21 protein-coding genes and 1 tRNA gene are annotated in these 26,452 nt (G+C 67.8%); 5 read left to right on the top strand and 17 right to left on the bottom strand.

Features of this window, described 5'->3' with window-relative positions; all coding sequences use genetic code 11:
- Genes zwf through pgl form a run of 3 tightly spaced genes read left to right on the top strand, consistent with a single transcriptional unit; the run spans position 1 to position 3,292 of the window.
- Positions 1–1,545 carry a glucose-6-phosphate dehydrogenase gene (zwf, locus tag QRN26_RS07570; RefSeq protein WP_056005651.1) on the top strand — a complete coding sequence of 515 codons (1,545 nt, stop codon included), beginning with the start codon at positions 1–3 and terminating at the stop codon, positions 1,543–1,545.
- On the top strand, positions 1,542–2,504 hold the full coding sequence (locus tag QRN26_RS07565) for a glucose-6-phosphate dehydrogenase assembly protein OpcA (protein WP_056005654.1): 963 nt from the start codon (positions 1,542–1,544) through the stop codon (positions 2,502–2,504). Before zwf ends, QRN26_RS07565 begins: the two co-directional genes overlap by 4 nt.
- Complete coding sequence (pgl, locus tag QRN26_RS07560) at positions 2,504–3,292, top strand: 6-phosphogluconolactonase (RefSeq protein WP_056005657.1); 789 nt, start codon at positions 2,504–2,506, stop codon at positions 3,290–3,292. Before QRN26_RS07565 ends, pgl begins: the two co-directional genes overlap by 1 nt.
- A gap of 87 nt (positions 3,293–3,379) precedes the next feature.
- Here the strand turns inward: pgl and QRN26_RS07555 are convergent, their stop codons facing one another.
- From QRN26_RS07555 to polA, 16 genes are all read right to left on the bottom strand, one after another.
- On the bottom strand, positions 3,380–3,742 hold the full coding sequence (locus QRN26_RS07555) for an RNA polymerase-binding protein RbpA (RefSeq protein ID WP_056005659.1): 363 nt from the start codon (positions 3,740–3,742) through the stop codon (positions 3,380–3,382).
- A gap of 79 nt (positions 3,743–3,821) precedes the next feature.
- Positions 3,822–4,070, bottom strand: a complete 249-nt coding sequence (gene secG, locus QRN26_RS07550; protein ID WP_056005661.1) for a preprotein translocase subunit SecG — start codon at positions 4,068–4,070, stop codon at positions 3,822–3,824.
- Positions 4,071–4,204: 134 nt separating this feature from the next.
- Positions 4,205–5,008 carry a triose-phosphate isomerase gene (gene tpiA / locus QRN26_RS07545; protein WP_194670051.1) on the bottom strand — a complete coding sequence of 268 codons (804 nt, stop codon included), beginning with the start codon at positions 5,006–5,008 and terminating at the stop codon, positions 4,205–4,207.
- On the bottom strand, positions 4,996–6,213 hold the full coding sequence (locus QRN26_RS07540) for a phosphoglycerate kinase (protein ID WP_056005666.1): 1,218 nt from the start codon (positions 6,211–6,213) through the stop codon (positions 4,996–4,998). Before QRN26_RS07540 ends, tpiA begins: the two co-directional genes overlap by 13 nt.
- 135 nt (positions 6,214–6,348) lie before the next feature.
- The gene (gene gap, locus QRN26_RS07535; protein WP_056005669.1) at positions 6,349–7,356 is read right to left on the bottom strand and encodes a type I glyceraldehyde-3-phosphate dehydrogenase; all 1,008 of its coding nucleotides are present in this window, start codon (positions 7,354–7,356) and stop codon (positions 6,349–6,351) included.
- Between the two features lie 122 nt (positions 7,357–7,478).
- Positions 7,479–8,105 (bottom strand): superoxide dismutase, encoded by a 627-nt coding sequence (locus tag QRN26_RS07530; RefSeq protein ID WP_056005672.1) that lies wholly within the window; start codon positions 8,103–8,105, stop codon positions 7,479–7,481.
- Positions 8,106–8,262: 157 nt separating this feature from the next.
- Positions 8,263–9,240, bottom strand: coding sequence for a DNA-binding protein WhiA (whiA, locus tag QRN26_RS07525; protein WP_056005675.1), 978 nt, complete (start codon positions 9,238–9,240; stop codon positions 8,263–8,265).
- A gap of 126 nt (positions 9,241–9,366) precedes the next feature.
- Entirely contained in the window at positions 9,367–10,248 is an 882-nt protein-coding gene (rapZ, locus tag QRN26_RS07520; RefSeq protein ID WP_285036191.1) for an RNase adapter RapZ, read from the bottom strand.
- A 34-nt stretch (positions 10,249–10,282) separates the two neighbouring features.
- Positions 10,283–12,208: an excinuclease ABC subunit UvrC gene (uvrC, locus tag QRN26_RS07515; RefSeq protein WP_056005680.1), complete on the bottom strand. Its 1,926-nt coding sequence runs from the start codon at positions 12,206–12,208 to the stop codon at positions 10,283–10,285.
- 1 nt (position 12,209) lies between these two features.
- Positions 12,210–15,101 carry an excinuclease ABC subunit UvrA gene (gene uvrA / locus QRN26_RS07510; protein ID WP_056005682.1) on the bottom strand — a complete coding sequence of 964 codons (2,892 nt, stop codon included), beginning with the start codon at positions 15,099–15,101 and terminating at the stop codon, positions 12,210–12,212.
- 79 nt (positions 15,102–15,180) lie between these two features.
- A complete protein-coding gene (gene uvrB / locus QRN26_RS07505; protein ID WP_056777426.1) occupies positions 15,181–17,247 on the bottom strand; it encodes an excinuclease ABC subunit UvrB in 2,067 nt (688 codons plus the stop codon).
- A gap of 68 nt (positions 17,248–17,315) precedes the next feature.
- Positions 17,316–17,948, bottom strand: a complete 633-nt coding sequence (gene coaE, locus QRN26_RS07500) for a dephospho-CoA kinase (protein ID WP_285036077.1) — start codon at positions 17,946–17,948, stop codon at positions 17,316–17,318.
- A gap of 120 nt (positions 17,949–18,068) precedes the next feature.
- Positions 18,069–19,526, bottom strand: coding sequence for a 30S ribosomal protein S1 (gene rpsA, locus QRN26_RS07495; protein WP_056005690.1), 1,458 nt, complete (start codon positions 19,524–19,526; stop codon positions 18,069–18,071).
- 175 nt (positions 19,527–19,701) lie between these two features.
- The gene (locus QRN26_RS07490) at positions 19,702–20,688 is read right to left on the bottom strand and encodes an epimerase (protein WP_285036076.1); all 987 of its coding nucleotides are present in this window, start codon (positions 20,686–20,688) and stop codon (positions 19,702–19,704) included.
- The gene (locus QRN26_RS07485; RefSeq protein ID WP_285036075.1) at positions 20,685–22,361 is read right to left on the bottom strand and encodes a DUF885 domain-containing protein; all 1,677 of its coding nucleotides are present in this window, start codon (positions 22,359–22,361) and stop codon (positions 20,685–20,687) included. The genes QRN26_RS07490 and QRN26_RS07485 overlap by 4 nt, the downstream gene beginning before the upstream one ends.
- A 54-nt stretch (positions 22,362–22,415) precedes the next feature.
- Positions 22,416–25,076 carry a DNA polymerase I gene (gene polA, locus QRN26_RS07480; RefSeq protein ID WP_285036074.1) on the bottom strand — a complete coding sequence of 887 codons (2,661 nt, stop codon included), beginning with the start codon at positions 25,074–25,076 and terminating at the stop codon, positions 22,416–22,418.
- A gap of 55 nt (positions 25,077–25,131) precedes the next feature.
- Here polA and QRN26_RS07475 point away from each other — a divergent pair, with 55 nt between their 5' ends.
- Positions 25,132–25,554 carry a hotdog fold thioesterase gene (locus QRN26_RS07475; protein WP_056777441.1) on the top strand — a complete coding sequence of 141 codons (423 nt, stop codon included), beginning with the start codon at positions 25,132–25,134 and terminating at the stop codon, positions 25,552–25,554.
- Positions 25,555–25,627: 73 nt separating this feature from the next.
- Here the strand turns inward: QRN26_RS07475 and QRN26_RS07470 are convergent, their stop codons facing one another.
- A complete protein-coding gene (locus tag QRN26_RS07470; protein WP_056005705.1) occupies positions 25,628–26,233 on the bottom strand; it encodes an ANTAR domain-containing response regulator in 606 nt (201 codons plus the stop codon).
- Positions 26,234–26,287: 54 nt separating this feature from the next.
- On the opposite strand from QRN26_RS07470, the gene QRN26_RS07465 reads away from it, so the two are divergent.
- Positions 26,288–26,371 (top strand) — tRNA-Leu (locus tag QRN26_RS07465).
- Positions 26,372–26,452: the final 81 nt, after the last annotated feature.

The following is a 26,452-nucleotide window of genomic DNA, read 5'->3' as shown; positions in this document are numbered from 1 at the left end:
ATGTCCCCGGTGGAAATCACCCCGGAGTCCAACCCGCTGCGGGTTGACTCCGATCGGCGCCTCAATCGGATCGCCGGTCCGAGCGGCCTCATCATCTTCGGTGTGACAGGCGACCTGTCCCGCAAGAAGTTGATGCCGGCCGTGTACGACCTCGCGAACCGGGGGCTGCTGCCCCCAGGGTTCTCGCTCGTCGGGTTCGCCCGACGGGACTGGGAGGACCAGGACTTCATGGAGGTCGTCCACGACTCGGTGAAGCAGTACGCCCGCACGGAGTTCCGTGAGGACGTCTGGAATCAGCTCGCGCAGGGCATCCGCTTCGTCCCCGGCGAGTTCGGGGACGACGCGGCCTTCGAGAAGCTGAAGGCCACCATCGAGGAGCTGGACGCGGATCGCGGAACGATGGGCAACCACGCGTTCTACCTGTCGATCCCCCCGAAGGCCTTCCCCCAGGTGACCGAGCAGTTGCGTCGATCCGGCCTCGCGGAGCCCGCGGACGGGCAGTGGCGTCGTGTCGTCATCGAGAAGCCCTTCGGGAGTGACCTGAAGACGGCTCGCGAGCTGAACGACATCGTGCAGTCCGTGTTCCCGTCGGACTCGATCTTCCGGATCGACCACTACCTCGGCAAGGAGACCGTCCAGAACATCCTGGCGCTCCGGTTCGCCAACCAGCTCTACGAGCCCATCTGGAACGCCAACTACGTCGACCACGTCCAGATCACCATGGCCGAGGACATCGGCGTCGGGGGTCGTGCCGGGTACTACGACGGCATCGGCGCGGCGCGCGACGTCATCCAGAACCACCTGCTGCAGCTGCTCGCGCTCACGGCCATGGAGGAGCCCATCTCCTTCAACGCCTCGGATCTCCGTGCGGAGAAGGAGAAGGTCCTCGCGGCCGTCCGCCTGCCGGACGACCTCGGCGCGGCGACCGCCCGCGGGCAGTACGCCGGTGGCTGGCAGGGCGGTGAGCATGTGCTCGGCTTCCTCGACGAGGACGGGATGAACCCCGCCTCGACGACGGAGACCTACGCGGCCATGCGTCTCGACATCAACACACGACGATGGGCCGGCGTGCCGTTCTACCTCCGTGCAGGCAAGCGCCTCGGGCGTCGTGTCACGGAGATCGCCGTCGTGTTCAAGCGCGCTCCGCAGTACCTGTTCGCCGAGAGCCAGACCTCGGCGCTCGGGCAGAACGCGCTCGTCATCCGGGTCCAGCCCGACGAGGGTGTCACGATCCGTTTCGGCTCGAAGGTTCCAGGGGCCGGAACCCAGGTCCGCGACGTGACCATGGACTTCGGGTACGGACACGCCTTCACCGAGGCGAGCCCCGAAGCGTACGAACGACTCATCCTCGACGTCCTCCTGGGCGACCCCCCGCTCTTCCCCCGTCACGAGGAGGTCGAGCTCTCCTGGAAGATCCTCGACCCCATCGAGGAGTACTGGGCGGCACAGGACCAGCCGCTCGAGCAGTACGCTCCCGGCACCTGGGGGCCGTCCTCCGCCGATGACCTCATGACCCGCGACGGACGCACCTGGAGACGACCATGATCGTAGACCTGCCAGACACCACCACCAGCAAGCTGTCGAAGGCGCTCGTCACCATCCGCGAGGATGGCGGCGCGGTCGCCCTCGGTCGCGTGCTCACCCTGGTCATCTCCACGCGCCTCGGCGCGGAGGAGGAGGCCATCGAGGCCGCGAACGAGGCCTCGCGCGAGCACCCGATGCGCGTCATCGTCCTCTCCACGGAGCACGACGACAACGACTCCTCGATCGGAGACCGGCTCGACGCCCAGATCCGCGTCGGCGGCGACGCCGGCGCGAGCGAGGTCGTCATCCTCCGCGCCTACGGTGCGGTGGCCGAGAACGAGGAGAGCCTCGTCACCGGTCTGCTGCTGCCCGATGCCCCCGTCGTGGCCTGGTGGCCGGGTGAGGCGCCGGAGCGCGTCTCGACCTCCCCGATCGGCCGCATCGCCCAGCGTCGCATCACCGACGCGTCCGCGGCGGCGGACACCCACGCCGCCCTGCGCGGCCGTGCGGCCAACTATGCCCCGGGCGACACCGACTTCGCCTGGACCCGCCTCACCCTGTGGCGCGCGCAGCTCGCAGCCGTGTTGGACCAGCCTCCGTACGAGCCGGTCACGGCCATCGAGGTGTCCGGTGCCTCCGACTCGCCGTCGACCGAACTCCTGGCAGCGTGGCTGCAGCTCCAGCTGCAGGTCGACGTCACCCACGAGCTCAGCATGGCCCACGGCTCCAGCGGCATCCACGGGGTCCGACTGACGCGCGCCTCCGGCAACGTCGTCCTCGAGCGCCCCGTGCCCGACATCGCGACGCTCATCCAGCCCGGTCAGCCGACGCACGACCTGTCCCTCCCCCGTCGCAGTCTGCGCGACTGCCTCGCAGAGGAGCTCCGGACGCTCGACCCGGACGTGCTGTACGGCCAGGTCATCACCGTCGGCCTCCCCGGACTCGGCGAGCCGGTCACGCTGCGCGCTCGGACGAGCTGATGCCGACCGAGCGACGCGTCCTCGTCTATCAGGACCGCGACCAACTGACGACCTCGGTCGCCAAACGGTTCCTGTCCCGGACCCGCGAACTCCTGGAGTCTCAGGACACCGTGCACGTGGTCCTCACCGGCGGAACGGTCGGGACCGGCACGCTCGCCGCGGTCGCCGTGTCGAAGGATCGCGACCGGGTCGACTGGTCCCGGGTACACCTCTGGTGGGGAGACGAACGGTGGGTCGCGCGCGACGATGCCGATCGGAACGAACTGCAGGCTCGGGAGGCGCTCCTCGACAGCCTGCTGGCTCTCCCCGAGCGCGCTCTCGTCGCTGAGCACGTGCACGGCTACCCGGCGCCGGAGGACGGGATCGACCTCGACACGGCCGCGGTCCGGTACGCGGACGAGCTCCGTCGGTTCGCGAAGCCCGGAGAATCCCATCCCCGGTTCGACATCACCTTCCTCGGGGTCGGCCCCGACGGCCACATCGCATCGCTCTTCCCGGAACGTGCGGAGGTCTCGGTGACGGACACCTCGGTCGTCCCGGTCCGGAACTCCCCCAAGCCGCCGGCCGAGCGGTTGAGCCTCACGCGTCCGGCGATCAACTCGTCTGTCCGGGTCTGGCTCGTCCTCGCCGGGACCGACAAGGCCTCCGCCTTGGGGCTCGCCCTCGCCGGCGCGAGCTACAACGAGGTTCCTGCCGCCGGGGCAAAGGGTCGGAAACGGACGGTCTTCTTCGTCGACCAGGAGGCCGCCGCCGAGGTCCCCGACTCGTTGATCCTGCCGGAGTACTAGACAGCACAGCGGGCGCGTCGACAGGACCACGAAGAAAGGCCGTTCCCCTCGGGGAACGGCCTTTCTTCGTGGTCCTGGTGGTCGACGCTACTTCGACACGGTGCCGCGGCGTGCACGAAGCTGCTGCAGCGCTTCTTCGAGCAACTCCTCGGCCTCGGCCTCGGTGCGACGCTCCTTCACGTACGCGAGGTGGGTCTTGTAGGGCTCCAGCTTCGCGACCTCGGGCGGGTTCGCCTTGTCTCGTCCGGCGGGGAGGCCGGAGGTCGGGCAGTCGATCGTCTCCGGGATCTCCTCGTCCGGGACGTTCGCCGCGAAGTGACGGATCGTCTCGTTGCCGAGGGCGTCCCAGTAGGAGATGGCGATGCGGTCCGCGTGGTAGCCGTGGTCCTGTTCGCCCATGGGACCAGCGCCGACGCGTGATCCCCTGATTGCGCTTCCGCCTGATGCCATGGTGTGTTCTCTTTCTCGTGCTGTCGAGAGCGGTCGGATGTGTGGTGGAGTGCGGCCCGCTGGCGGGCGTCGCGGCCGACTAGGCGGCGGCGAACTTCGTCAGCAGCCCGATCACGACGATGCAGGCGCCCCAGGTGAGGCCGAGGATGACGGTGAAGCGGTTCAGGTTGCGTTCAGCGACGCCGGAGGAGCCGAGGTTGCTGGAGGACCCGCCGCCGAACATGTCGGAGAGTCCGCCGCCGCGGCCCTTGTGCAGCAGGATCAGGAAGGTGAGCAGGAGGCTGGTGATGCCGAGCAGCACCTGCAGGATGACCTGGAGAATCTCCACGTGAGACCTTTCGCATTCGCGTTCAGAGGGGCTGAACCGCCGTCCAGTATACCTCGACGATGAAACAGACACGGCTCGGCCCGCGGCTGGTGCCGCGGACCGAGCCGTCCTGGCGTGTCAGGTGTCGGAGCCCGTCACAGACCGACGTGCTGCGAGAACCGGGCGATACCGGCGAACTCCTCCGCGAGCAGACTCGCGCCGCCGACGAGCGCGCCGTCGACGTCGGGCTCGCGCATGAAACCGGCGATGTTCGACGCCTTCACGGAGCCGCCGTACAGGATGCGCGTGCGCTGTGCGGCCTCGTCTCCGAGGACCTCAGCGAGCGTGCTGCGCAGTGCTGCCGCGACCTGCTGCGCCTGGTCGGGCGTCGCCGCCTGTCCGGACCCGATGGCCCAGACCGGCTCGTACGCCACGACGATGTCGGCGTCGCGACCGAGTCCGTCGATCGCCGCGCGGAGCTGCGCGACGGGGACCGCGGATGGGCCGTGCTGTTCGAGGTCTTCGGCCGTCTCACCGATGCAGATGACGGGGACGAGACCGTGTCGCACGGCGGCAGCCGTCTTGGCCTGGACGACCTCGTCGGTCTCGTTGTGGAGCGTCCGACGTTCGGAGTGGCCGACGAGGACGTACGCGCAATCGAGCTTCGCGAGGAACGCGCCGGAGATCTCGCCGGTGTAGGCGCCCGAGTCGTGCTGGGAGAGGTCCTGAGCACCGTACGCGAGCTTGAGCTTGTCGGCTGCGACGATCGTCTGGACGGAGCGGAGGTCGGTGAACGGGGGGAAGATCGCCACCTCGGCGTCGGCATAGTCGTGCTTGCCGTCCTTCAGCGTCCAGTCGAGCTTCTGGACGAGGGCGATGGCCTGGAGGTGATCCAGGTTGAGCTTCCAGTTGCCGGCGATGAGGGGCACACGCGTGCGCCCGGGGGTTACTGCTGCCATCCGAGGACCTCCAGTCCAGGCAGACGCTTGCCCTCGAGGAACTCGAGGCTTGCGCCGCCACCAGTTGAGATGTGACCGAACTGGTCATCATCGAAGCCGAGCGCGCGGACCGCTGCGGCCGAGTCACCGCCACCGACGACGCTGAGGCCGTCCGTGCGGGTGAGTGCTTCCGCGACCGCGCGAGTGCCGGCGGCGAAGGGGGCCAGCTCGAACACGCCCATCGGACCGTTCCAGAACACCGTCTTCGATCCGGCCACGATCTCGGCGAACGCCTTGGCGGTGTCGGGTCCGATGTCGAGTCCCAGACCCTTCGCGCCGAACGGGGTGTCCTCGATGCGGTCAGCCGGGCGGACGACGTGCTCGGCGTCGGCGCTGAACCCGGCCGCGACGACGACGTCCGTCGGCAGCACGATGGTGACGCCGAGTTCCTCCGCCTTCGCGAGGTAGCCGCGGACCGTGTCGATCTGGTCGGCCTCGAGCAGGCTCGATCCGACCGAGTGCCCCTGTGCCGCCAGGAAGGTGAAGAGCATGCCGCCGCCGATGAGCAAGGAGTCGACGCGAGGGAGCAGGTGGCCGATGACGCCCAGCTTGTCGGACACCTTCGAGCCGCCGAGGACGACCGTGTACGGCCGCTCGGGGGTCTCGGTCAGGCGATCGAGGACTTCGAGTTCGGTGGAGATGAGCAGACCCGCTGCGCTCGGGAGGAGCTTCGCGAGTTCGTACACGCTCGCCTGCTTGCGGTGCACGACGCCGAAGCCGTCTGAGACGACCACATCGCCGAATGCGGCGAGCTTCGCGGCGAACGCCTCACGCTCACCGGCGTCCTTGCTGGTCTCGGCCGAGTTGAACCGCAGGTTCTCGAGCAGCACGACGTCGCCGTCGGTCTGGGCGGCGACGGCATCGCTCGCGGCGCTTCCGACGGTGTCGGCAGCGAAGGTCACCGGCTTGCCGAGGAGTTCCGACAGGCGCTGAGCGACGGGGGCGAGGCTGTACTTCGCGTCCGGCGATCCGTCGGGGCGTCCGAGGTGCGAGACGATGACGACGCGAGCGCCCTGGTTGATGAGCGCGTTCAGGGTGGGGAGCGCCGCGCGGATGCGTCCGTCGTCGGTGATGACGCCGTCCTTGAGCGGGACGTTCAGGTCGAGGCGGACGACAGCACGACGGCCGCCGAGGGCTCCGAGCGAGTCGAGGGTGCGAAGGGTCATGGAGAAGGTCTTTCTTGCACTGAGCCGACGGCCGCCGAGGAAGCCGAACGGGCGCCCTGAAGCTGGTTCAGGACGCCCGTTCGGACCATGCGGTGTCTGGCTGCTCTGGTGAGGAGGTGGTCAGACCGCCGGTGGTTAGAGGCGGTCCGCGACGTACTCGGTGAGGTCGACGAGGCGGTTGGAGTAACCCCACTCGTTGTCGTACCAGGAGGCGACCTTGACCTGCGTGCCGATGACCTTGGTGAGGCCGGCGTCGAAGATCGAGGAGTGCGGGTCGGTCACGATGTCGCTCGAGACGATCGGGTCCTCGGTGTACTTGAGGATGCCCTTGAGCGGACCCTCTGCGGCGGTCTTGTAGGCCGCGTTGATCTCCTCGACCGTGGCCGGGTTGGTCAGCTCGACCGTGAGGTCGGTGATGGAACCGGTCGGGACCGGAACGCGCAGGGCGTACCCGTCGAGCTTGCCGACGAGCTCCGGGATGACGAGGCCGAGTGCCTTGGCTGCACCGGTCGACGTCGGGATGATGTTGACGGCCGCAGCGCGTGCACGACGGAGGTCGCTGTGCGGGCCGTCCTGCAAATTCTGGTCGGCGGTGTAGGCGTGGACCGTGGTCATGAGGCCACGCTCGATGCCGAAGTTGTCGAGCAGCACCTTGGCGAGCGGCGCGAGGCAGTTCGTGGTGCAGGACGCGTTGGAGATGATGTCGTGCGTCGCGGCGTCGTAGGTGCCCTCGTTCACGCCGAGGACGATGGTCGCGACGTCGCTACCGGTGGCGGGAGCGGAGACGAGGACCTTCTTGGCGCCGGCGGTGATGTGCTTGCGCGCGTCGTCGGACTTCGTGAAGCGGCCGGTCGACTCGATGACGATGTCGACACCCAGCTCGCCCCAGGGGAGGTCGGCGGGGTCGCGCTCGGCGAGGACGATGATGGGCTTGCCGTTGACGATGATCTTGTCGCCGTCGAGCTCGACCGTGGCGTCCAGACGACCCGTGATGGAGTCGTACTTCAGGAGGTGGGCGAGCGCCTTGTTGTCGGTGAGGTCGTTGACTGCGACGATCTCGAGGTCGCTGCCCTTGGCGAGGGCGGCGCGGAAGAAGTTGCGGCCGATGCGGCCGAAGCCGTTGATGCCGATCTTGACGGACACAGATGACTCCTGATACTGAGGCGCCAGACGGCGCGATTGTACGGTCTGCTCGGAGTGAGCGCCTCCTCGACTGAGGAGGAAGTGGTCCGTCCCGGCCCCAGGGACCGGGACGGACCGGTCTACTACGACAGTACCAGCAGGCCGTTGGTCTGCTTGCGCGCGACCTCGAAGCGTGCCTGGACGTCTGCCCAGTTGACGATGTTCCAGAACGCCTTCACGTAGTCGGCGCGGACGTTCTTGTAGTCCAGGTAGTACGCGTGCTCCCACACGTCGAGCAGCAGCAGCGGGACGGTGCCGGCCGGGAAGTTGCCCTGCTGGTCGAAGAACTGCTGGATGTTGATGCGCTGACCGAGGGTGTCCCAGGTGAGCGCAGCCCAACCGGAGCCCTGGACGCCGAGCGCGGCCGCGGTGAAGTGGGCCTGGAACTTGTCGAAGCTGCCGAAGTACTCGTCGACCGCCGACTCGAGCTCACCCGTCGGCTTGTCGCCGCCGTCCGGGGAGAGGTTGTTCCACCAGATGGTGTGGTTGACGTGGCCGCCGAGGTTGAACGCGAGGTCCTTCTCCAGCTTGTTGACGTTCGTGAAGTCGTTGGCGTCGCGCGCCTCTTCGAGCTTCTCGAGGGCCGTGTTCGCACCGGCCACGTAGGTGGCGTGGTGCTTGTCGTGGTGGAGCTCCGTGATGGTCGCACTGATGTGCGGCTCGAGCGCGGTGTAGTCGTACGGCAATTCGGGCAGTGAGTAAACAGCCATGTTCTGTGTGATCTCCTCGTGTTGTCCCGTGCGCTGTCTGCACACGGCTCTGAGCGTCACGGCCCAGTCTAGCGAGCGGCAACCACGGCGAGACGGGGCTTGTTCCCAGGATGACGAACCGCGACGATACGTCGTCGGCGTCGAGCGACAGGCGGGATCAGTCCTCGTAGTCCGCCGGGAGGTTGGCGTCGGTGCCGGGGATGCCGAGATCGCTCGCGTGCTTGTCGGCCATGGCGAGCAGCCGACGGATGCGGCCCGCGATGGCGTCCTTGGTCATGGGCGGATCCGCGAAGTGCCCCAGCTCGTCCAGGCTGGCCTCGCGGTGGTCGAGGCGGAGCGCACCGGCGTACTGCAGGTGCTCGGGGACCTCGTCACCGAGGATCTCGAGCGCTCGCTCGACCCGCGCGCACGCGGCGACGGCGGCCTGTGCGGAACGACGGAGGTTGGCATCGTCGAAGTTGACCAGGCGGTTCGCGGTCGCGCGGACCTCCTTGCGTTGACGCATCTCCTCCCAGGACGTGACGGTGCCGGTGGCGCCCATGAGCGAGAGCATGCCGCTGATCGCGTCGCCCTCACGGATCACGACCCGGTGGATGCCACGGACCTCCCTGGCCTTCGCCGGGACGCCGATCCGACCCGCCGCGCCGACGAGGGCCATGGCCGACTCGTTCCCCGGGCACACGACGTCGAGCGAGGCGGAGCGGCCCGGATCCGTGAGCGAACCCGTCGCGAGGAACGCACCGCGCCAGACGGCGGAGAGCTCATCGCGCGAGCCGGTGGTCAGTCGGTTGGGGAGCCCACGCACCGCGCGACGGCGGGCGTCCAGGAGTCCTGTCTGGCGCGCCAGGGTCTCGCCCCCCTCGATGACCCGCACCACAAAGAGGGTCGGCTTACCGGAGCTGCCGGGGTTCTGCACGAGGATCTCGCTGCGGATCCCGTACAGTTCGCCGATGTCACGCCGCACGCGTTGCGCGAGGGTCGGGCTGTCGAGTTCCGCCTCGATGGCCACCCGTCCGGAGATCGTGTGCAGTCCGCCGGAGAAGCGGAGGAGCGAGGCGAGTTCGGCCGCACGGACCGAGTTGCGGGTCTCGCGGACGAGCGCCAGTTCGTTCTTGACGTCGGCGGTGAGGGCCACGGTGGTTCCTATCTGTCGTGATCGCGCCGTCGGAGTGCGGCGGCGATCCTGCATGTTCTCGATCCGGGGGCGTGGTGCACCCGGATCGCATGGGCTCGGACGCGGATGCGCCCGGCCCGATGGGCGTCATTCGCGCCCGAGGTCCCGATGCCGGACGTGCACGGCGACGCCGGACTGGCTGCGCAGCCGGTCGGCGAGTTCGAGCGCGACGGCGACCGAACGGTGCTTACCGCCGGTGCATCCGACGGCGATGGTGACGTGCCGCTTGTTCTCGCGTTGGTAGCCGGCCAGCACCGGCTCAAGGGCTTGCGCATAGCTCTCGAGGAACTCCGACGCACCCGGCTGGGAGAGGACGTACTCGCTGACCTCGGCGTCCTGGCCGCTCAACGCACGGAGCTCGGGAACCCAGAACGGGTTCGGGAGGAACCGCATGTCGGCGACGAGATCCGCGTCGGGCGGGAGCCCGTACTTGAAGCCGAAGCTCAACACGGTCACCTGCACGCCGGGCGTCTCCGCGCCGGCGAAGAGCTCGCGGGTGGTGGTGGCGAGTTGATGGATGTTGAGGTCGCTCGTGTCGATGATGACGTCGCTCGACTCCCGGATCTCGCTCAGGCGGTGCCGCTCGGCGACGATGCCGTCCAGGATCGTCCCCTCGCCCTGCAGCGGGTGCGGGCGGCGGACGGCTTCGAACCGGCGCACGAGTGCCGCATCGGTCGCCTCGAGGAAGATCATGCGGAGATGCGTGCCGCCTCGGAGCGCCGGGACGATCTCCTGCAGCTCGCTGAAGAAGTCGCGCCCGCGGACGTCCACGACCGCCGCGATCCGCGGCAGGCGAGAACCCGCGCGCTCGGCGAGGTCCACCAGAGGCCGGAGCATCTGTGGCGGCAGGTTGTCGACGACGTACCAGCCGAGATCTTCGAGAGCGTTCGCGACCGTGGAGCGGCCGGCGCCGGACATCCCGGTGACGATGAGCACTTCCTGCTGATGCTGCGGCTGGCCCGGGGTCATCGACACGCTTTCCTCGAAGGTTTGAAGTCCCAGCCTACCCATTCCTGGGGCCGGCCGAGGGCCCCGTGGAACCCGAGGCCAGGGCCTCGTACACGGTCGCCGCCAGTTTGCCGCCGATGCCCTTCACCTCCTCGATCTCCGCCGGTGTCGCGGTCTTCAGCCGTGCGACGGAGCCGAAGTGGCGCAGGAGCTCACGCACCTTCGCAGGGCCGAGCCCCGGGATCTCACCGAGGACGGTGGAGATGTCGCGCTTGCGCTTCTGGCGCTGGAAGCTGATGGCGAACCGGTGCGCCTCGTCGCGCACCCGCTGGAGGAGGAACAGCGACTCGCTCCCCCGCGGCAGGATCACCGGGTACGGGTCGTCCGGGAGCCAGATCTCCTCCAGTCGCTTCGCCAGCCCGCACAGGGTGATCCCGGTCAGACCCGACTCCTCGAGCGCGCGAGCGGCGGCCGCGACCTGCGGTTGCCCGCCGTCGACGATGAGCAACTGCGGCGGATAGGTGAACTTGCGCCGCTTGCGCTCCCCGGTCGTCTCGTCGACCGTCTCGACCGGTTCGCTCGACGTGAGGTGGGCGAGGCGACGCGACACGACCTGGTAGATCGAGTCGGTGTCGTCGGTGGACTCGGCGACACCGAAGCGACGGTATTCGTCCTTCCGGGAGAGTCCGTCCTCGAACACCACCATGGACGCGACGATGTTGGTACCGCTCAGGTGCGAGACGTCGAAGCACTCGATCCGCAGCGGCGCCTCGGTCATGCCGAGGGCGTCCCGGATGTCCTCGAGTGCCTGGGTCCTGGCCACGAAGTCGGAGCTGCGACGGGTCTTGTAGAGCATCAGGGCCTGTTTGGCGTTGACGACGGCGGTCTCCATGAGCGTCGCCTTCTCGCCACGCTGGGCGACCCGCACGGCGACCTTGGAACCGCGGCGCTCGGCGAGCCAATCCTCGAGGCTGGCAGCGTCGTCGGGCAACTCGGGAACGAGGACCTCGCGCGGGACATCGGGCCCGTTCGCGGCGGCGTACACCCGCTGGACGACGCTGTCGACGAGTTCCGCCGTCGACATGTCGAGTTCCTTGTCGACGGTCCAGGAACGGACACCGCGGATGCGTCCGCCGCGCACGATGAACTGCTGGACGGACGCCGCGAGCTCGTCGTGGTCGATGCCGAAGAGGTCGGCGTCGACGGCGTCGCGGAGCACCACGGCGCTCTTCGCGAGTACCTGGTCGAGCGCCTGGAGCTGATCCCGGTACACCGCTGCGGACTCGTAGTCCTGGCGCGCCGCCGCGGCCTTCATGTCGGCCGTGATCCGCGTCGTGAACCGGCGGTCGTTCCCCACCATGAACGAGACGAAGTCGTCGACGATGGCGCGGTGTTCCTGGATGGACACCTTCCCGGAGCATGGCCCGCCGCAGCGTCCGATCTGACCGGGGAAGCACGGCTTCCCCGACGCCATGGCGCGCTTGTAGGCCGAGTCCGAGCAGGTGCGGATCGGGAAGACCTTGATCATGAGGTCGACGGTGTCGTGGACGGCCCAGATCTTGGGGTACGGACCGAAGTACTTGGCTCCGGGGATCCGGGTGTTGCGGGTCACCATGACGCGCGGTGCCTCGTCGCCGAGGGTCACCGCGAGGTACGGGTACGACTTGTCGTCGCGGAATTTGACGTTGAAGGGCGGGTCGTACTCCTTGATCCAGGTGTACTCCAACTGCAACGCCTCGACGTCGCTTCCGACCGTCGTCCAGGTCACGCCCGTCGCGGTCGTGACCATCCGCCGGGTGCGCTCGTGCAGCGTGTGCAGCGGTGCGAAGTAGTTGCTCAACCTCGCGCGGAGGTTCATCGCCTTGCCGACGTAGAGCACCCTCCCCGAGTCGTCACTGAAGCGGTAGACGCCGGGCAGGGTGGGGATCTCCCCTGCCTTCGGCCGGTACGCCAGGCCGCTCCCCCCGCGGGCAGCCGCCACGTCAGCCCGCCTTGCGGCTGCCGCCGGCCTCTGCCTCGAACAGTTCGTTCAGGAAGAAGCCCGTGTGGCTGCCGGGGACCGTCGCCAGGTGCTCAGGGGTGCCGGTGGCGAGGACCGTCCCGCCGCCGGCCCCGCCCTCAGGACCCATGTCGATGAGCCAGTCCGACGACTTGATGACGTCGAGGTTGTGCTCGATCACGATGACCGTGTTGCCCTTGTCGACCAGGCCGTTGAGCACGAGGAGCAGCTTCCGGACGTCCTCGAAGTGGAGGCCGGTCGTCGGCTCGTCCAGCACGTAGACGCTCCGGCCGTTGCTCCGGCGCTGCAACTCCGTCGCCAGCTTGACCCGCTGGGCCTCGCCACCCGACAGCGTCGTGGCGCTCTGACCGAGGCGGACGTAACCCAGTCCGACCTCGACGAGCGTCTTGAGGAACCGGTGGATGGAGGAGATGGGCTCGAAGAACTCCGCCGCCTCGGCGATCGGCATGTCGAGCACCTCGGCGATGTTCTTGCCCTTGTAGTGGATGGTCAGGGTGTCGCGGTTGTACCGCGCTCCCCCGCACACTTCACAGGCGACGTAGACGTCGGGCAGGAAGTTCATCTCGATCTTGATCGTGCCGTCGCCCGAGCACGCCTCGCACCGGCCGCCCTTGACGTTGAAGCTGAACCGCCCGGCCAGGTACCCACGGACCTTCGCCTCCTGGGTCTCGGCGAAGAGGTTCCTGATCTTGTCGAACACGCCCGTGTAGGTGGCCGGGTTCGACCGCGGCGTGCGCCCGATGGGGGCCTGGTCGACGTGGATGACCTTGTCGAGGTGCTCGAGACCCGTGACGCGGGTGTGCTTGCCGGGCAACTTACGTGCACCGTTCAACTTGTTCGCGAGGACGCGGTACAGGACGTCGTTGACGAGGGAGGACTTACCGGATCCGCTCACGCCGGTGACGGCCGTCAGGACACCGAGTGGGAAGTCGGCGCTGACCTTCTTCAGGTTGTTCGCCTGCGCTCCGATCACCTGGATCTGGCGCTTCGTGTCGATCGGCCGGCGCTTGGCCGGGATCTCGATGGCCTTCCGACCGGACAGGTAGTCGCCGGTCAGTGACTCGGTGTTCGCTTCGAGCGCCTCGTAGGAACCGGAGTGCACGACCTTGCCGCCGTTGACCCCGGCGCCCGGGCCGATGTCGACGATCCAGTCCGCGGTGCGGATGGTGTCCTCGTCGTGCTCGACGACGATCAGCGTGTTGCCGAGGTCCCGCAGGGCCACGAGGGTCTCGATGAGGCGGCGGTTGTCGCGCTGGTGCAGGCCGATGCTCGGTTCGTCGAGGACGTAGAGGACACCGGTCAGGCCGGAACCGATCTGCGTCGCGAGGCGGATGCGCTGTGCCTCACCACCGGACAGCGAGCCCGCGGTGCGGGCGAGGTCGAGGTAGTTGAGACCGACCTGGATGAGGAAGTCGAGCCGCACCTTGATCTCGCGGAGGACCTGCGCGGCGATGTGGGCCTCGCGGTCGCTCAGTTCGAGACGGTCCATGAAGGCCCGGGCGTCAGACAGGCTCAGCTCGGCGACCTCGGCGATGCTGTGCTCGTGGATGAGGACCGACAGGACCTCGGGCTTCAGGCGGCGTCCGCCGCACACCTGGCACGGGACCTCTCGGAGGTACTCGGACCAGCGCACACGCTGGCTGTCGGTGTCGGCCTGCAGGTACTGGCGCTCGATGTACGGGATGACACCCTCGAAGCCCGACGAGTAGCTCATCTCGCGTCCGAAGCGGTTCTTCCACTTCACCTTGACCTTGAAGTTGTCGCCGCGGAGCACCGCCTCCTGGACGGATGCCGGCAGGTCGCGCCACGGGGTGTCGAGCGAGAAGTCGAGGTCGCGGGCGAGACCGTCGAGCAGCTTCTCGTAGTACTGGTACAGCCCCTTGCCCTGCGTGGTCCACGGGACGATGACGCCCTCGTTGATGCTGAGCTCCTCGTCGCCGAGGAGGAGTTCGGCGTCGACGGACATGCGCGTGCCGAGGCCGGAGCACTCGGGGCACGCACCGAACGGTGCGTTGAAGGAGAACGTCCGTGGCTCGATCTCCGTCAGCTGCAGCGGGTGGTTGTTCGGGCAGGACAGCTTCTCGGAGAACGTCCGCCATGCGTCGTCGCCCTCTTCGTCGACGAAGTTGATGGTGACGAGGCCGTCGGTGAGCTGGAGGGCGGTCTCGAGCGAGTCGGTGAGGCGACCGAGGATCTCGGGGCCGGCCACGAGGCGGTCGACGACGACGGCGATGTCGTGCTTGACCTGCTTCTTCAAGGTCGGGGGCTCGGCGAGCTGGATCGCTTCACCGTCGACGATCGCGCGGGCGAAGCCCTTCGCCGAGAGCTCCTTGAAGAGGTCGACGAACTCCCCCTTCTTCTGGCTGACCACCGGGGCGACGATCTGGTACCGGCGACGCTCTTCGAGCTCCATCAGCTGGTCGGCGATCTGCTGCACCGTCTGGCGCTGGATGACCTCGCCACAGACGGGGCAGTGCGGGACACCGATGCGCGCCCACAGCAGACGCATGTAGTCGTAGACCTCGGTGATCGTTCCGACGGTCGATCGCGGGTTGCGGTTGGTCGACTTCTGGTCGATGGAGACCGCGGGGCTCAGACCCTCGATGAAGTCGACGTCCGGGCGGTCGACCTGACCAAGGAACTGCCGTGCGTACGCCGACAGCGACTCGACGTATCGTCGCTGCCCTTCGGCGAAGATCGTGTCGAAGGCGAGGGAGGACTTCCCGGAGCCCGACAGGCCGGTGAAGACGACCAGCGAGTCGCGCGGGATCTCGAGGTCCACGTTCTGGAGGTTGTGCACGCGGGCACCGCGGACACTGAGCGTTGAGTGGTGATCTACCTTGGCAATTGACACCCTTCGAGTCTACGCAGCACCACCGACACCGGACTCCCGAGCGGTGTCTGTGGTACTGCGCTCTCAGCGAAGCCTCCGGCTAGATGTGTCCGGCCTTCGCCATCTGCCGCAATTCCTGCTTCAATTCGGAGACCTCGTCGCGGAGCCGGCCGGCCAGCTCGAACTTGAGTTCCGCCGCGGCGGCGAGCATCTGCGCGTTGAGGTCGGCGATGATCGACTCGAGATCGTTCGCGCCCTCGGCGGCGATGCCCTCGCGTCTGAGGTTCGGCGTCGGGCTCTTCTTCTTGCCGTTGTCGCGTCCCGCCAGGAGTGCCGCGGTGTCGGCACCCTCGCGCGCGAGTGCCTCCGTGATGTCGGCGATCCGCTTGCGCAGTGGCTGCGGATCGATGCCGCGTTCCTCGTTGTACGCCACCTGCTTCTCACGGCGGCGATCGGTCTCCTCGATCGCGCGCTTCATCGAGTCGGTCAGGACGTCGGCGTACATGTGGACCTCGCCGGACACGTTGCGCGCGGCGCGACCGATGGTCTGGATGAGCGAGGTCGATGACCGCAGGAAGCCCTCCTTGTCGGCGTCGAGGATGGCCACGAGCGAGACCTCGGGGAGGTCGAGTCCCTCGCGCAGGAGGTTGATGCCGATGAGGACGTCGTAGACGCCCTGACGGAGTTCGCTCAGCAGCTCGACGCGCCGCAGCGTGTCGACGTCGGAGTGCAGATACCTGACGCGGACGCCCGCCTCGGTGAGGAAGTCGGTGAGCTCTTCGGCCATCTTCTTCGTGAGCGTGGTGACGAGGACGCGTTCGTCGCGCTCGGCGCGGACGCGGATCTCCTCGAGCAGGTCGTCGATCTGGCCGTTGGACGGCTTGACGATGATGGCCGGGTCGACGAGACCGGTCGGGCGGATGATCTGCTCGACGATGCCGTCGGCGATGCCCATCTCGTACTTGCCGGGCGTGGCCGAGAGGTAGACCGTCTGGCCGACCCGGTTCTTGAACTCGTCCCAGCGGAGAGGCCGGTTGTCCATCGCGCTCGGGAGTCGGAACCCGTGCTCGACGAGCGTCCGCTTGCGCGAGGCGTCGCCCTCGAACATCGCGCCGATCTGTGGCACCGTGACGTGCGACTCGTCGATGACCGTGAGGAAGTCGTCGGGGAAGTAGTCGAGGAGGCAGTTCGGGGCCTCGCCGGCCGAGCGGCCGTCGATGTGGCGGGAGTAGTTCTCGATCCCCGAGCAGAACCCGATCTGCTGCATCATCTCGAGGTCGAAGGTCGTCCGCATGCGCAGCCGCTGGGCTTCCAGCAGCTTGCCCTCACGCTCCAGGGACTGCAACCGCTCGGCGAGCTCCTCCTGGATGGTGCCGATCGCGCGCTGGATCGTCTGCGGGCTGGCCGCGTAGTGCGAGGCCGGGAAGACGGACACCGCGTCGAGCTTCTTGACGACATCGCCGGTCAGCGGATGCAGGGCGTAGAGCGCCTCGATCTCGTCGCCGAAGAACTCGATGCGGATCGCCAGCTCCTCGTAAACCGGGATGATCTCGATGGTGTCGCCGCGTACACGGAAGTTGCCGCGCGAGAAGTCGACGTCGTTGCGGTTGTACTGCATGCCGACGAACTTGCGGATGAGCCGGTCGCGCCCGATGTTCTGGCCGACCTGCAGGGCCGCCATCGCCTCCAGGTACTCCTCCGCTGCCCCGAGACCGTAGATGCACGAGACGGTCGAGACCACGATGACGTCTCGACGGCTGAGCAGCGAGTTCGTCGTCGAGTGGCGCAACCGCTCGACCTCGGCGTTGATCGACGAGTCCTTCTCGATGAAGGTGTCGGTCTGCGGGACATAGGCCTCCGGCTGGTAGTAGTCGTAGTAGGAGACGAAGTACTCGACCGCGTTGTTCGGCATGAGTTCTCGGAACTCGTTCGCGAGCTGCGCTGCGAGTGTCTTGTTGTGCGCGAGGACGAGGGTAGGGCGTTGGACCGCCTCGATGAGCCACGCGGTGGTCGCCGACTTGCCGGTACCGGTCGCGCCGAGGAGCACGACGTCGGTCTCGCCGGCGTTGATACGCCCGGACAGCTGCTCGATGGCGGCGGGCTGGTCGCCGCTCGGCTCGTACTCGCTGATCACCTCGAAGGGGCGGACGGCGCGTGTTGGTTCCATACTCCGAGTCTACGGAGGACCACCGACAGCACTCCCCCGCTTCGCCCACAGCGGAGCGAGCGACCGGCTCAGACGTCGGCGTCGCGATGAGCTTCGTCCGGCGCACCGTTCGACAGTGCACGGCGCCACACCGCGTCGACCTGGTCGACGGTGTGCGCGAGGGTGCCCGCCGTGTCGATCACGACGTCGGCGACGGCCGTGCGTTGCGCCTCTGTCGCCTGCGAGGCGATCCGACGTTCAGCCTCACCCCGGTCGAGCCCGCGCAGTTCGACCAGTCGATCGGCACGCACCGATTCGGGTGCCGAAGCGACGACCACCAGGTCGAACTCGTCGGCACGGCCGGTCTCCACGAGCAGGGGGACGTCGTAGACGACGATCGCCGCCGGATCGCTCGACGCCTCGGCGATCCTGGCCTGTGACCGACGCTTGACCTCGGGGTGGACGATCGCGTTGAGATCGGCTCTGGCCTGCTCGTCGGAGAAGACGATCGCGCCGAGAGCCGGACGGTCGAGCGTGCCGTCGGGACCGATCACGTCTGCACCGAACCGCGCCGCGATGGCCGCCAGCCCAGGAGTGCCTGGCTCGACGACCTCACGGGAGAGCACATCCGCGTCGATGACGACGGCTCCGTGCTCGGCGAGCCGGGTCGCGATGGTCGATTTGCCCGAGGCGATGCCGCCGGTGAGGCCGATGAGGTACATGCCTGCCAGCGTACCCGTGGTGCCATCGGGGTTCCGGGCGTGACGCCGCACACAACGCAGCAGGGGGCCGCCCGAAGGCGACCCCCTGCTGGACACCGACCGAAGTCGGTGCTGAGGTGACTAGTTGCTCGAGAGCTTCTCGCGGAGTGCCGCGAGGGACTCGTCGTCGGCGAGCGTTCCACCACCGGCGGAGTCGCTCGAGAACGAGGAACCGGCCGACGAGGAAGCGGTCGACGAGGAGGCCTGGTTGGCCTCTTCGACGGCTGCAGCCGCAACCTGCTTCTTGTGCGCTTCCCAGCGAGCCTGGGCGGCAGCGTAGTCCTGCTCCCACTTCTCGCGCTCGGCGTCGAAGCCTTCCTTCCACTCCTGCGTCTCGGCGTCGAAGCCCTCGGGGTACTTGTAGTTCCCGAGCTCGTCGTACTCCGTGAGCATGCCGTAGAGGGCCGGGTCGAACTCGGTGCCCTCGGGGTCGACACCCTCGTTGGCCTGCTTGAGGCTCAGCGAGATGCGGCGACGCTCGAGGTCGATGTCGATGACCTTGACGAAGACCTCTTCGCCGACCGACACGACCTGCTCGGCGAGCTCGACGTGCTTGCCGGACAGCTCCGAGATGTGCACGAGGCCCTCGATGCCGTCTGCGACGCGGACGAACGCACCGAACGGAACCAGCTTGGTGACCTTACCCGGAGCAACCTGGCCGATGGCGTGGGTGCGGGCGAAGACCTGCCACGGGTCCTCCTGGGTCGCCTTGAGCGACAGCGAGACGCGCTCGCGGTCCAGGTCGACCTCGAGGATCTCGACGGTGACTTCCTGACCGACCTCGACGACCTCGCTGGCGTGCTCGATGTGCTTCCAGCTGAGCTCGGAGACGTGGACGAGACCATCGACGCCGCCGAGGTCGACGAACGCGCCGAAGTTGACGATCGAGGAGACGACGCCCTTGCGGACCTGTCCCTTCTGGAGGTTGTTGAGGAAGGTGGTGCGGCTCTCGGACTGCGTCTGCTCGAGGAGCGCACGGCGCGACAGGACCACGTTGTTGCGGTTCTTGTCGAGCTCGAGGATCTTCGCCTCGATCTCCTGGCCGAGGTACGGCGTGAGATCGCGGACGCGGCGCAGCTCGATGAGCGAAGCCGGGAGGAAGCCACGGAGGCCGATGTCGACGATGAGGCCACCCTTGACGACCTCGATGACCGAACCGGTGACGACGCCGTCGGATTCCTTGATCTTCTCCACGTCGCCCCAAGCACGCTCGTACTGCGCGCGCTTCTTCGACAGGATCAGACGGCCTTCCTTGTCCTCCTTCTGGAGAACGAGAGCCTCGATCGTGTCGCCGACGTTGACGACCTCGGAGGGGTCGACGTCGTGCTTGATGGAGAGTTCACGCGAGGGGATGACGCCCTCGGTCTTGTAGCCGACGTCGAGGAGGACCTCGTCGCGGTCGATCTTCACCACGGTGCCCTCGATGAGGTCGCCGTCGTTGAAGAACTTCAGAGTCTTTTCGACCGCTGCGAGGAAGTCCTCAGCAGATCCGATGTCGTTGATTGCGACCTGCTTGGGGGCGGTCGTTGCGCTTGTCATGTAGTAATTGCTCCAGGTGGACAATGATTCAGGCCGCGGCTCGCGCACTGCTCCGGACCCGTGGATGACCACGGACGTTGATCGGGGCGATGCTGTTGTGTGAACCGATCCGAGGACCGGGATCGCTCTGCGAGACGGGCAGGCGGATAGGACGTCACAATTGTGACAGTCCAGTTTAGCGGGATCGAGGACCTGTGGGCAAGCCGCGTGCCGAGACGATCTCCCGGAGCGCCGGATCCAGGGTCGGGTGCTCGAAGCGGTAGCCCGCTTGCAGCAACCGTTCCGGGAGCGCCCAGCGACTCTTCAGGACGAGCTCGCTCTCCGTGCGGAGGAGGAACATCCCGATCTCCAGGAGCCAGCGGGGTGCGGGAAGGCCGATCGGCGTCCCGAGCACGTGCCGCAGGGTCCGCATGAAGCCGCGGTTGTCCGTAGGGCTCGGCGAGGTCACGTTGACGGCGCCTGAGAGCTCCGGGTGGTCGCGGAGGAACCGGACGATGCCGATGACGTCGTCCAGGTGGATCCAACTGAACCGTTGCCGACCATGGGGCGTCGTGAACCGATGACCCGTTCCGGCGGCCCGACGCGATCGCGAACGGGGCCAGCGACCGTCGAGCTGCGGTCCCCCGAGGCCGAGGCGCGCCAACCACAGCAACGGTGTGAGCGCCCCTCCGTCGCCGAGGACGATGGCGATCCGGAGAGCGACCCGTCGTGTGGCCGGCAGATCGTCGGCGAACAGTGCCCGCTCCCATGCCGTGGCGACGTCTACGGAAAAGCCCGATCCGATCTCGCCGTCGACTTCCGTCATGGCGCGATCGTCCGCGTCACGGTAGATGGTCGCCGTCGACGCGTTGATCCACAGCGGAGGAGGCGAGGCCGCTTCGCGGACCGCTCGCGACAGCTCCGTCGTCGTGTCGACGCGTGACCGGAGGATCGCGGCACGGTTCGAAGCGGTGTACCGGCAGTTCACGCTCTTCCCCGCCAGGTTGACCAGGAGGTCCGCGCCGTCGACCAGTCGGGCGATGCCCGCTCGATCACCCCAACGGGCGTCGGCCGCACCGCGACCGATGACGGAGACCGTTGCGCCGTCGGCCCGGAAGGACTCGACCAGCCGACGCCCGATGAACCCGGACGCTCCGGCGACCACGATCCGCTCGGACGTCATTCGAGCATCGCCGACCGCAGGGTGTCGAGCCCGACGCCCCCGAGGTCGAGCGCCCGACGGTGGAAGTCCTTGATGTCGAAGGCGTCACCGGCTCGGCGGGCCGCGTCATCGCGGAGCTGCTCCCAGATGCGCTGCCCGATCTTGTAGGACGGCGCCTGCCCGGGCCAGCCGAGGTAGCGGTTCACCTCGAAGCGGACGAACTCCGGAGACATGTTCACGTTCCGGCCCATGAAGTCGAACGCGTACTCGGCGGTCCAGGTGCCGCTCCCGTCGGGGAGCCGCTTGCCGAGGTGCACGCCGATGTCGAGGACGACCCGAGCCGCACGCATCCGCTGACCGTCGAGCATGCCCAGGCGATCGGCCGGGTCGTCGAGGTACCCGAGCTGCTCCATCAACCGCTCCGCGTACAGCGCCCAACCCTCGGCGTGTCCGGAGGTGCCGGCGAGCTGCCGGCGCCAGAGGTTGAGGGTATTGCGGTTGACCACCGCCTGCCCGATCTGCAGGTGGTGCCCGGGAACGCCCTCGTGGTAGACCGTCGTCAGCTCGCGCCAGGTGTCGAACTCGGTGACGCCGACGGGGACCGACCACCACATGCGGCCGGGACGGGAGAAGTCGTCGGTCGGGCCCGTGTAGTAGATCCCGCCCTCCTGTGTGGGAGCGATCATGCACTCGAGCGCGCGGATCTCCTGGGGGATGTCGAACTGGCTGCGGCCGAGCTCGTCGACCGCGCGATCGCTCGTCTCCTGCATCCAGCGCTGCAGCGCCTCCGTGCCGTGCAGTTTGCGCGCGGGATCCTGCTCGAGGAAGGCGACCGCCTCCTCCACCGAGGCTCCGGGGAGGATCTCGTTCGCGATCGACTCCTGCTCGGAGACCATGCGGGCCAGCTCCTCGATCCCCCACTCGTAGCTCTCGTCGAGATCGACCGTCGCTCCGAGGAACCGTCGGGACTGCAGGGCGTACAGCTCGCGGCCGATCGCGTCCTCCTCGGTCGCGGCGGGCATCAGTTCATGGGCGAGGAAGTCGGCGAGGCGGTTGTAGGCGACGGCGGCCGCGCCGGCTCCGGTCGACAGCTCTCCGGCGAGCGACGCTGGGAGCTGGCCGTCCTCCGGACCGGCTTCCGCCGCGAAGCCGATGAAGAAGCCGTCGTCGGCGCCGGTGCGGAGCACCTGCTCGTAGACCTCCTTCACCTGGCGTCGTGCGGGGGTGATGCCCTTCGCGATCCCCTCGCGAAGCGTCTCGATGTATCCGTCGACCGCTTCGGGCAACGCACCCAGACGGGTGCCAATCGTGCTCCAGTCGTCCACGGTGGCCGTCGGCATGAGGTCGAAGACGTCGCGGAGCTCCTGTGACGGCGACGCGATCACGTTCAGATCCCGGTACTGCAGGCCGGCTTCGGAGGAGGCGAGGTCGAGTTCGAGCTCCGCGGTGAGGTCGGTCTGGGTGACGCGGTCGACGGCGTCGACGGCAGTGGCCGAGCGGAGGGCGCTCAGCGTGCGGGCCGCGGCCTCGACATAGGCCTCGTGCCCGGCCGGCGAGGTGTCGCTGTAGCGCCCGCCGACATCGGTTCGGCCGATGTAGGTGCCCACCTCGGGCCGCAGCTGGACGAGCGTCTCCACCCAGCTTTCGGCGATGGCGTCGATCGGTGTGCTCTGGCGAGGTTCTTCGTGAGACATGCCGACGAGCCTAGTCCGCGCCCCGGGTGCGCGGCTCGTGGATCCGCCGGAGCGTCAGTGCGCGGCCGAGTCCCAATCGTGGCCGTGTCCGATCTGGACGTCGAGCGGCACCGACAGCTCGGCGGCACCCGCCATCTGCTTCCGGACGATCGCCTCGAGGGCGTCCCACTCCCCCTCGGCGACCTCGAAGATCAATTCGTCATGCACCTGCAGCATCATCTGGGAGCGGAGCGCCTGCGACCGGAGGTCCGACTCGATGCCGATCATGGCGCGCTTCATGATGTCCGCTGCGGAACCCTGGATCGGAGCGTTCAGCGCCTGCCGTTCGGCGTTCTCGCGCACGAGCCGGTTCGGGCTCGCGAGCTCGGGGAACAGCCGACGACGACCGAAGATGGTCTCGGTGTACCCGTCGAGCTTCGCCTGCTCGACGACGTTCCGCAGATAGTCGCGCACCGCGCCGAACCGCTCGAAGTAGTCGACCATCAGCTGCTTCGCCTCGGCGCTGGAGATCCGGAGCTGCTTCGAGAGGCCGAAGGCGCTGAGCCCGTAGGCGAGGCCGTACGACATGGCCTTCACCTTGTTGCGCATGGCGGGCGTGACGTCTTCCGCGGCCACGCTGAAGATGCGTGCACCCACGAAGCGGTGGAGGTCCTCGCCGGACTTGAACGCCTCGATGAGGCCGGCATCGCCGGAGAGGTGGGCCATGATCCGCATCTCGATCTGCGAGTAGTCGGCCGTGAGCAGGGTCTCGTACCCGGTCCCGGCCTGGAAGGCCGCGCGGATCCGTCGTCCCTCCTCGGTGCGCACCGGGATGTTCTGGAGGTTCGGGTCGGTCGAGGAGATCCGGCCCGTGCTCGTCCCTATCTGGACGTAGGTGGTGTGGATGCGACCGTCGTCGGTGATCGCTTTGTCGAGCGTCTCCACGATCTGACGGAGCTTCGTCGCGTCGCGGTGTTCGAGGAGCAGGCCGAGGAACGGGTGCGGGCTCTTCTCCTGGAGGTCGGCGAGTGCACCGGCGTCGGTGGAGAACCCGGTCTTGTTGGCCCGGGTCTTGGGCATGGCCAGTTGGTCGAACAGCACCTCCTGGAGCTGCTTGGGTGAACCGAGATTGACCTCGCGACCGATCTCGGCGTAGGCGTTGCTCGCCAGTTCCGCTGACCGGTTCCCGAGCTGCTCGGACAGACCGCTCAGGATGCCGTGGTCGACGGTCACCCCGGTGAGTTCCATGTGCGCCAGCACCTGCAGGACCGGCAGCTCCATGTCGAGCAGGACGCCGAGCGACCCCGGGTCGAGGGCGGCGCGGGTGGCCTCTGCGACGCGGAACGCGTACCAGGCCGTCCCCCCGACACCGACCGGGTCGGTCTCAGGGACCAGTTGGTTCGGGTCCGCCACAGGCATCGTCTCGTCGAGGTACCGTGCGGTGAGGTCGCCGAGGTTCTTGTCGCCGCCGCTCGGGCGGAGGAGCCAGCCGGCGACCGCCGTGTCGTACGCCAGCCCGTCGAGCTTGAGGCCGGCGCGTGTGACGGCCTTCACCTGCGGTTTCGCATCGTGCATGATCTTCGGGGCGTCGCTCGCGAGCCAGGCTTCGAGCGGCGCGTAATCGGCCTCACCGGGACGCCAGGCGAGAGACACGATCTCCGTGGGGGTGGCCAGACCAGCGGCGACCGGCAGGTCGCCGTCCAGGTCGAGGTGGAGTCCGATGCCGCCCGGGTGGGCTGCCACGGCGCGGGCGAGCCACGCCTCGAGTTCTTCGTCGAGCAGTTCCTTCCGTGGCGGCATCACCACGCCGGCCGCGTGCGATGCCGACACGTCGGTGTTCGCCTCGAGACCGTCGAGCTTCAGCACCCGGTCGAGGAGCGTGCGGAACTCCAGTCGACCGAACACGGCGGCCACGGCGTCGGCGTCGATCGGACGTCGCTCGAGGTCCTTCGGGCCGACCGGCAGTTCGACGTCGGTGAGGAGCCGGTTCAAGCGCCGGTTGCGGACGGCGTTCTCCTTGTGTTCGCGGAGGCTCTCCCCCACCTTGCCGGTGATCTCGTCCGCGCGTTCCAGGATCTGCTCCAGCGAGCCGAACTGGTTGAGCCATTTGACGGCCGTCTTCTCGCCCACCTTCGGGATGCCGGGGAGGTTGTCGCTCGTCTCGCCCACCAGCGCGGCGATCTCCGGATACTGCTCGGGACGGATGCCGTAGCGCTCGAACACCTTGGCGCCGTCGTAGCGCGTCAGCGCCGAGACGCCCTGGCTGGACGGGTAGAGCAGCGTCACGTCGTCGGTCACCAACTGGATGGTGTCGCGGTCGCCCGAGACGACGAGGACGCGGAAGCCCTCCTCGCCACCCTGCTTGGCGAGGGTGGCGAGGATGTCGTCGGCCTCGTAGTCCTCTTTGCTGATCGTGGTGATGTTCATCGCCTTGAGCGCCTCCTCCAACAGCGGCACCTGACCCTTGAACTCGGGCGGGGTCTCGCCGCGCGTCCCCTTGTACTCGGGGTACTCACGGGTCCGGAACGAGCGGCGGGAGATGTCGAAGGCCACGGCGATATGGCTCGGGTTCTCGTTCTTCAGCAGGCTGATCAGCATGGAGATGAAGCCGTGAATGGCGTTCGTGTGCTGGCCGTCGCGGGTTTGGAAGCTGTCGACCGGCAGGGCGTAGAACGCCCGGAAGGCGAGCGAGTGGCCGTCGACGACGAGGAGGGTAGGCTTTTCTGATTCCGACACGCGCCCAGCCTACAAGCCGGTGCCGACACGGCTCAGGACCGATCCGAAGGTGGACATGACGAACGAGACCGACCAAGCCCTCGAGTTCCTGAGGACGAGAGGCAGCGGCGCACTCGCCGCCAAGATGGGGATCGAGTTCACGGAGTTCACGGTCCAACGGTCCGTCGCGACCATGCCGGTCGAGGGCAACACGCAACCCGCGATGCTGCTGCACGGAGGCGCCTACGTCGTCCTCGGTGAATCCCTCGGGTCGATGGCCGCCAACCTCTTCGCCGGCCCCGGCAAGCTCGCCGTCGGCATCGACATCAACGCCACGCACACCCGTTCGGCCACCGAGGGGATCGTGACCGGTGTCTGCACCCCCATCCACCTCGGGCGGTCGCTCACCGTCCACGAGATCGCGGTCAGCGACGAGCAGGGTCGACGCTGTTCGACGATCCGCATCACGAACCTCATCAAGGACGCACCGGGCACCTGACGCGCCACCCCGGACAACGCAGAGCGGCCCGCCCCCGACGGGCGGGCCGCTCTTGCGACGAGGTGGGAGCGGGCTACTTCTTGGCGCTCAGCTGCTCGATGATCGCCTGCGCCACATCGTGCATGGTGAGACGGCGGTCCATGGAGGCCTTCTGGATCCAGCGGAACGCCTCGGGCTCCGTAAGGCCCATCTTCTCGTTGAGCAGGCCCTTCGCCCGGTCGACGAGCTTCCGGGTCTCGAAGCGCTCGACCATGTCGGCGACCTCGGCCTCGAGGGTGATGATCTGCTGGTACCGCGAGAGGGCGATCTCGATCGCGGGCAGGAGGTCGTTCGGGGTGAACGGCTTCACGACGTACGCCAGGGCACCGGCCTCGCTCGCCCGCTCGACCAGTTCCTTCTGGCTGAACGCGGTGAGGAGCACCACCGGTGCGATGTGCGCCTTGCCGATGCGCTCGGCGGCGGAGATGCCGTCGAGCTGGGGCATCTTCACATCCATGATCACGAGGTCCGGACGGAGCTCCGTCGCGAGCGCGACGGCGGTCTCGCCGTCGCCGGCCTCGCCGACGACCTCGAAACCGTTGTCGCGGAGGATCTCGACGATGTCGAGGCGGATGAGGGATTCGTCCTCAGCGACGACGACGCGCCGCGGGGCTACGGGAGGGGTCTCTTGCTCGGTCACCCTCAAATCCTACGGTACTCTGATGCAGGTTGCTGTTCGCCGTGCGGCGGACGCGCCGGTGTGGCGGAATGGCAGACGCGGAGCACTCAAAATGCTTTGTCGAAAGACGTGTGGGTTCGAGTCCCACCACCGGTACCACAAATGCGGCGATTCCCAGCCGGGTGCACTCAACATGCTTTGTCGAAAGACGTGTGGGTTCGAGTCCCACCACCGGTACCA

The organism is Plantibacter sp. ME-Dv--P-095 (genome assembly GCF_030209365.1).
GTDB lineage: Bacteria > Actinomycetota > Actinomycetes > Actinomycetales > Microbacteriaceae > Plantibacter.
This window is presented reverse-complemented; position numbering and strand designations above follow the sequence as displayed.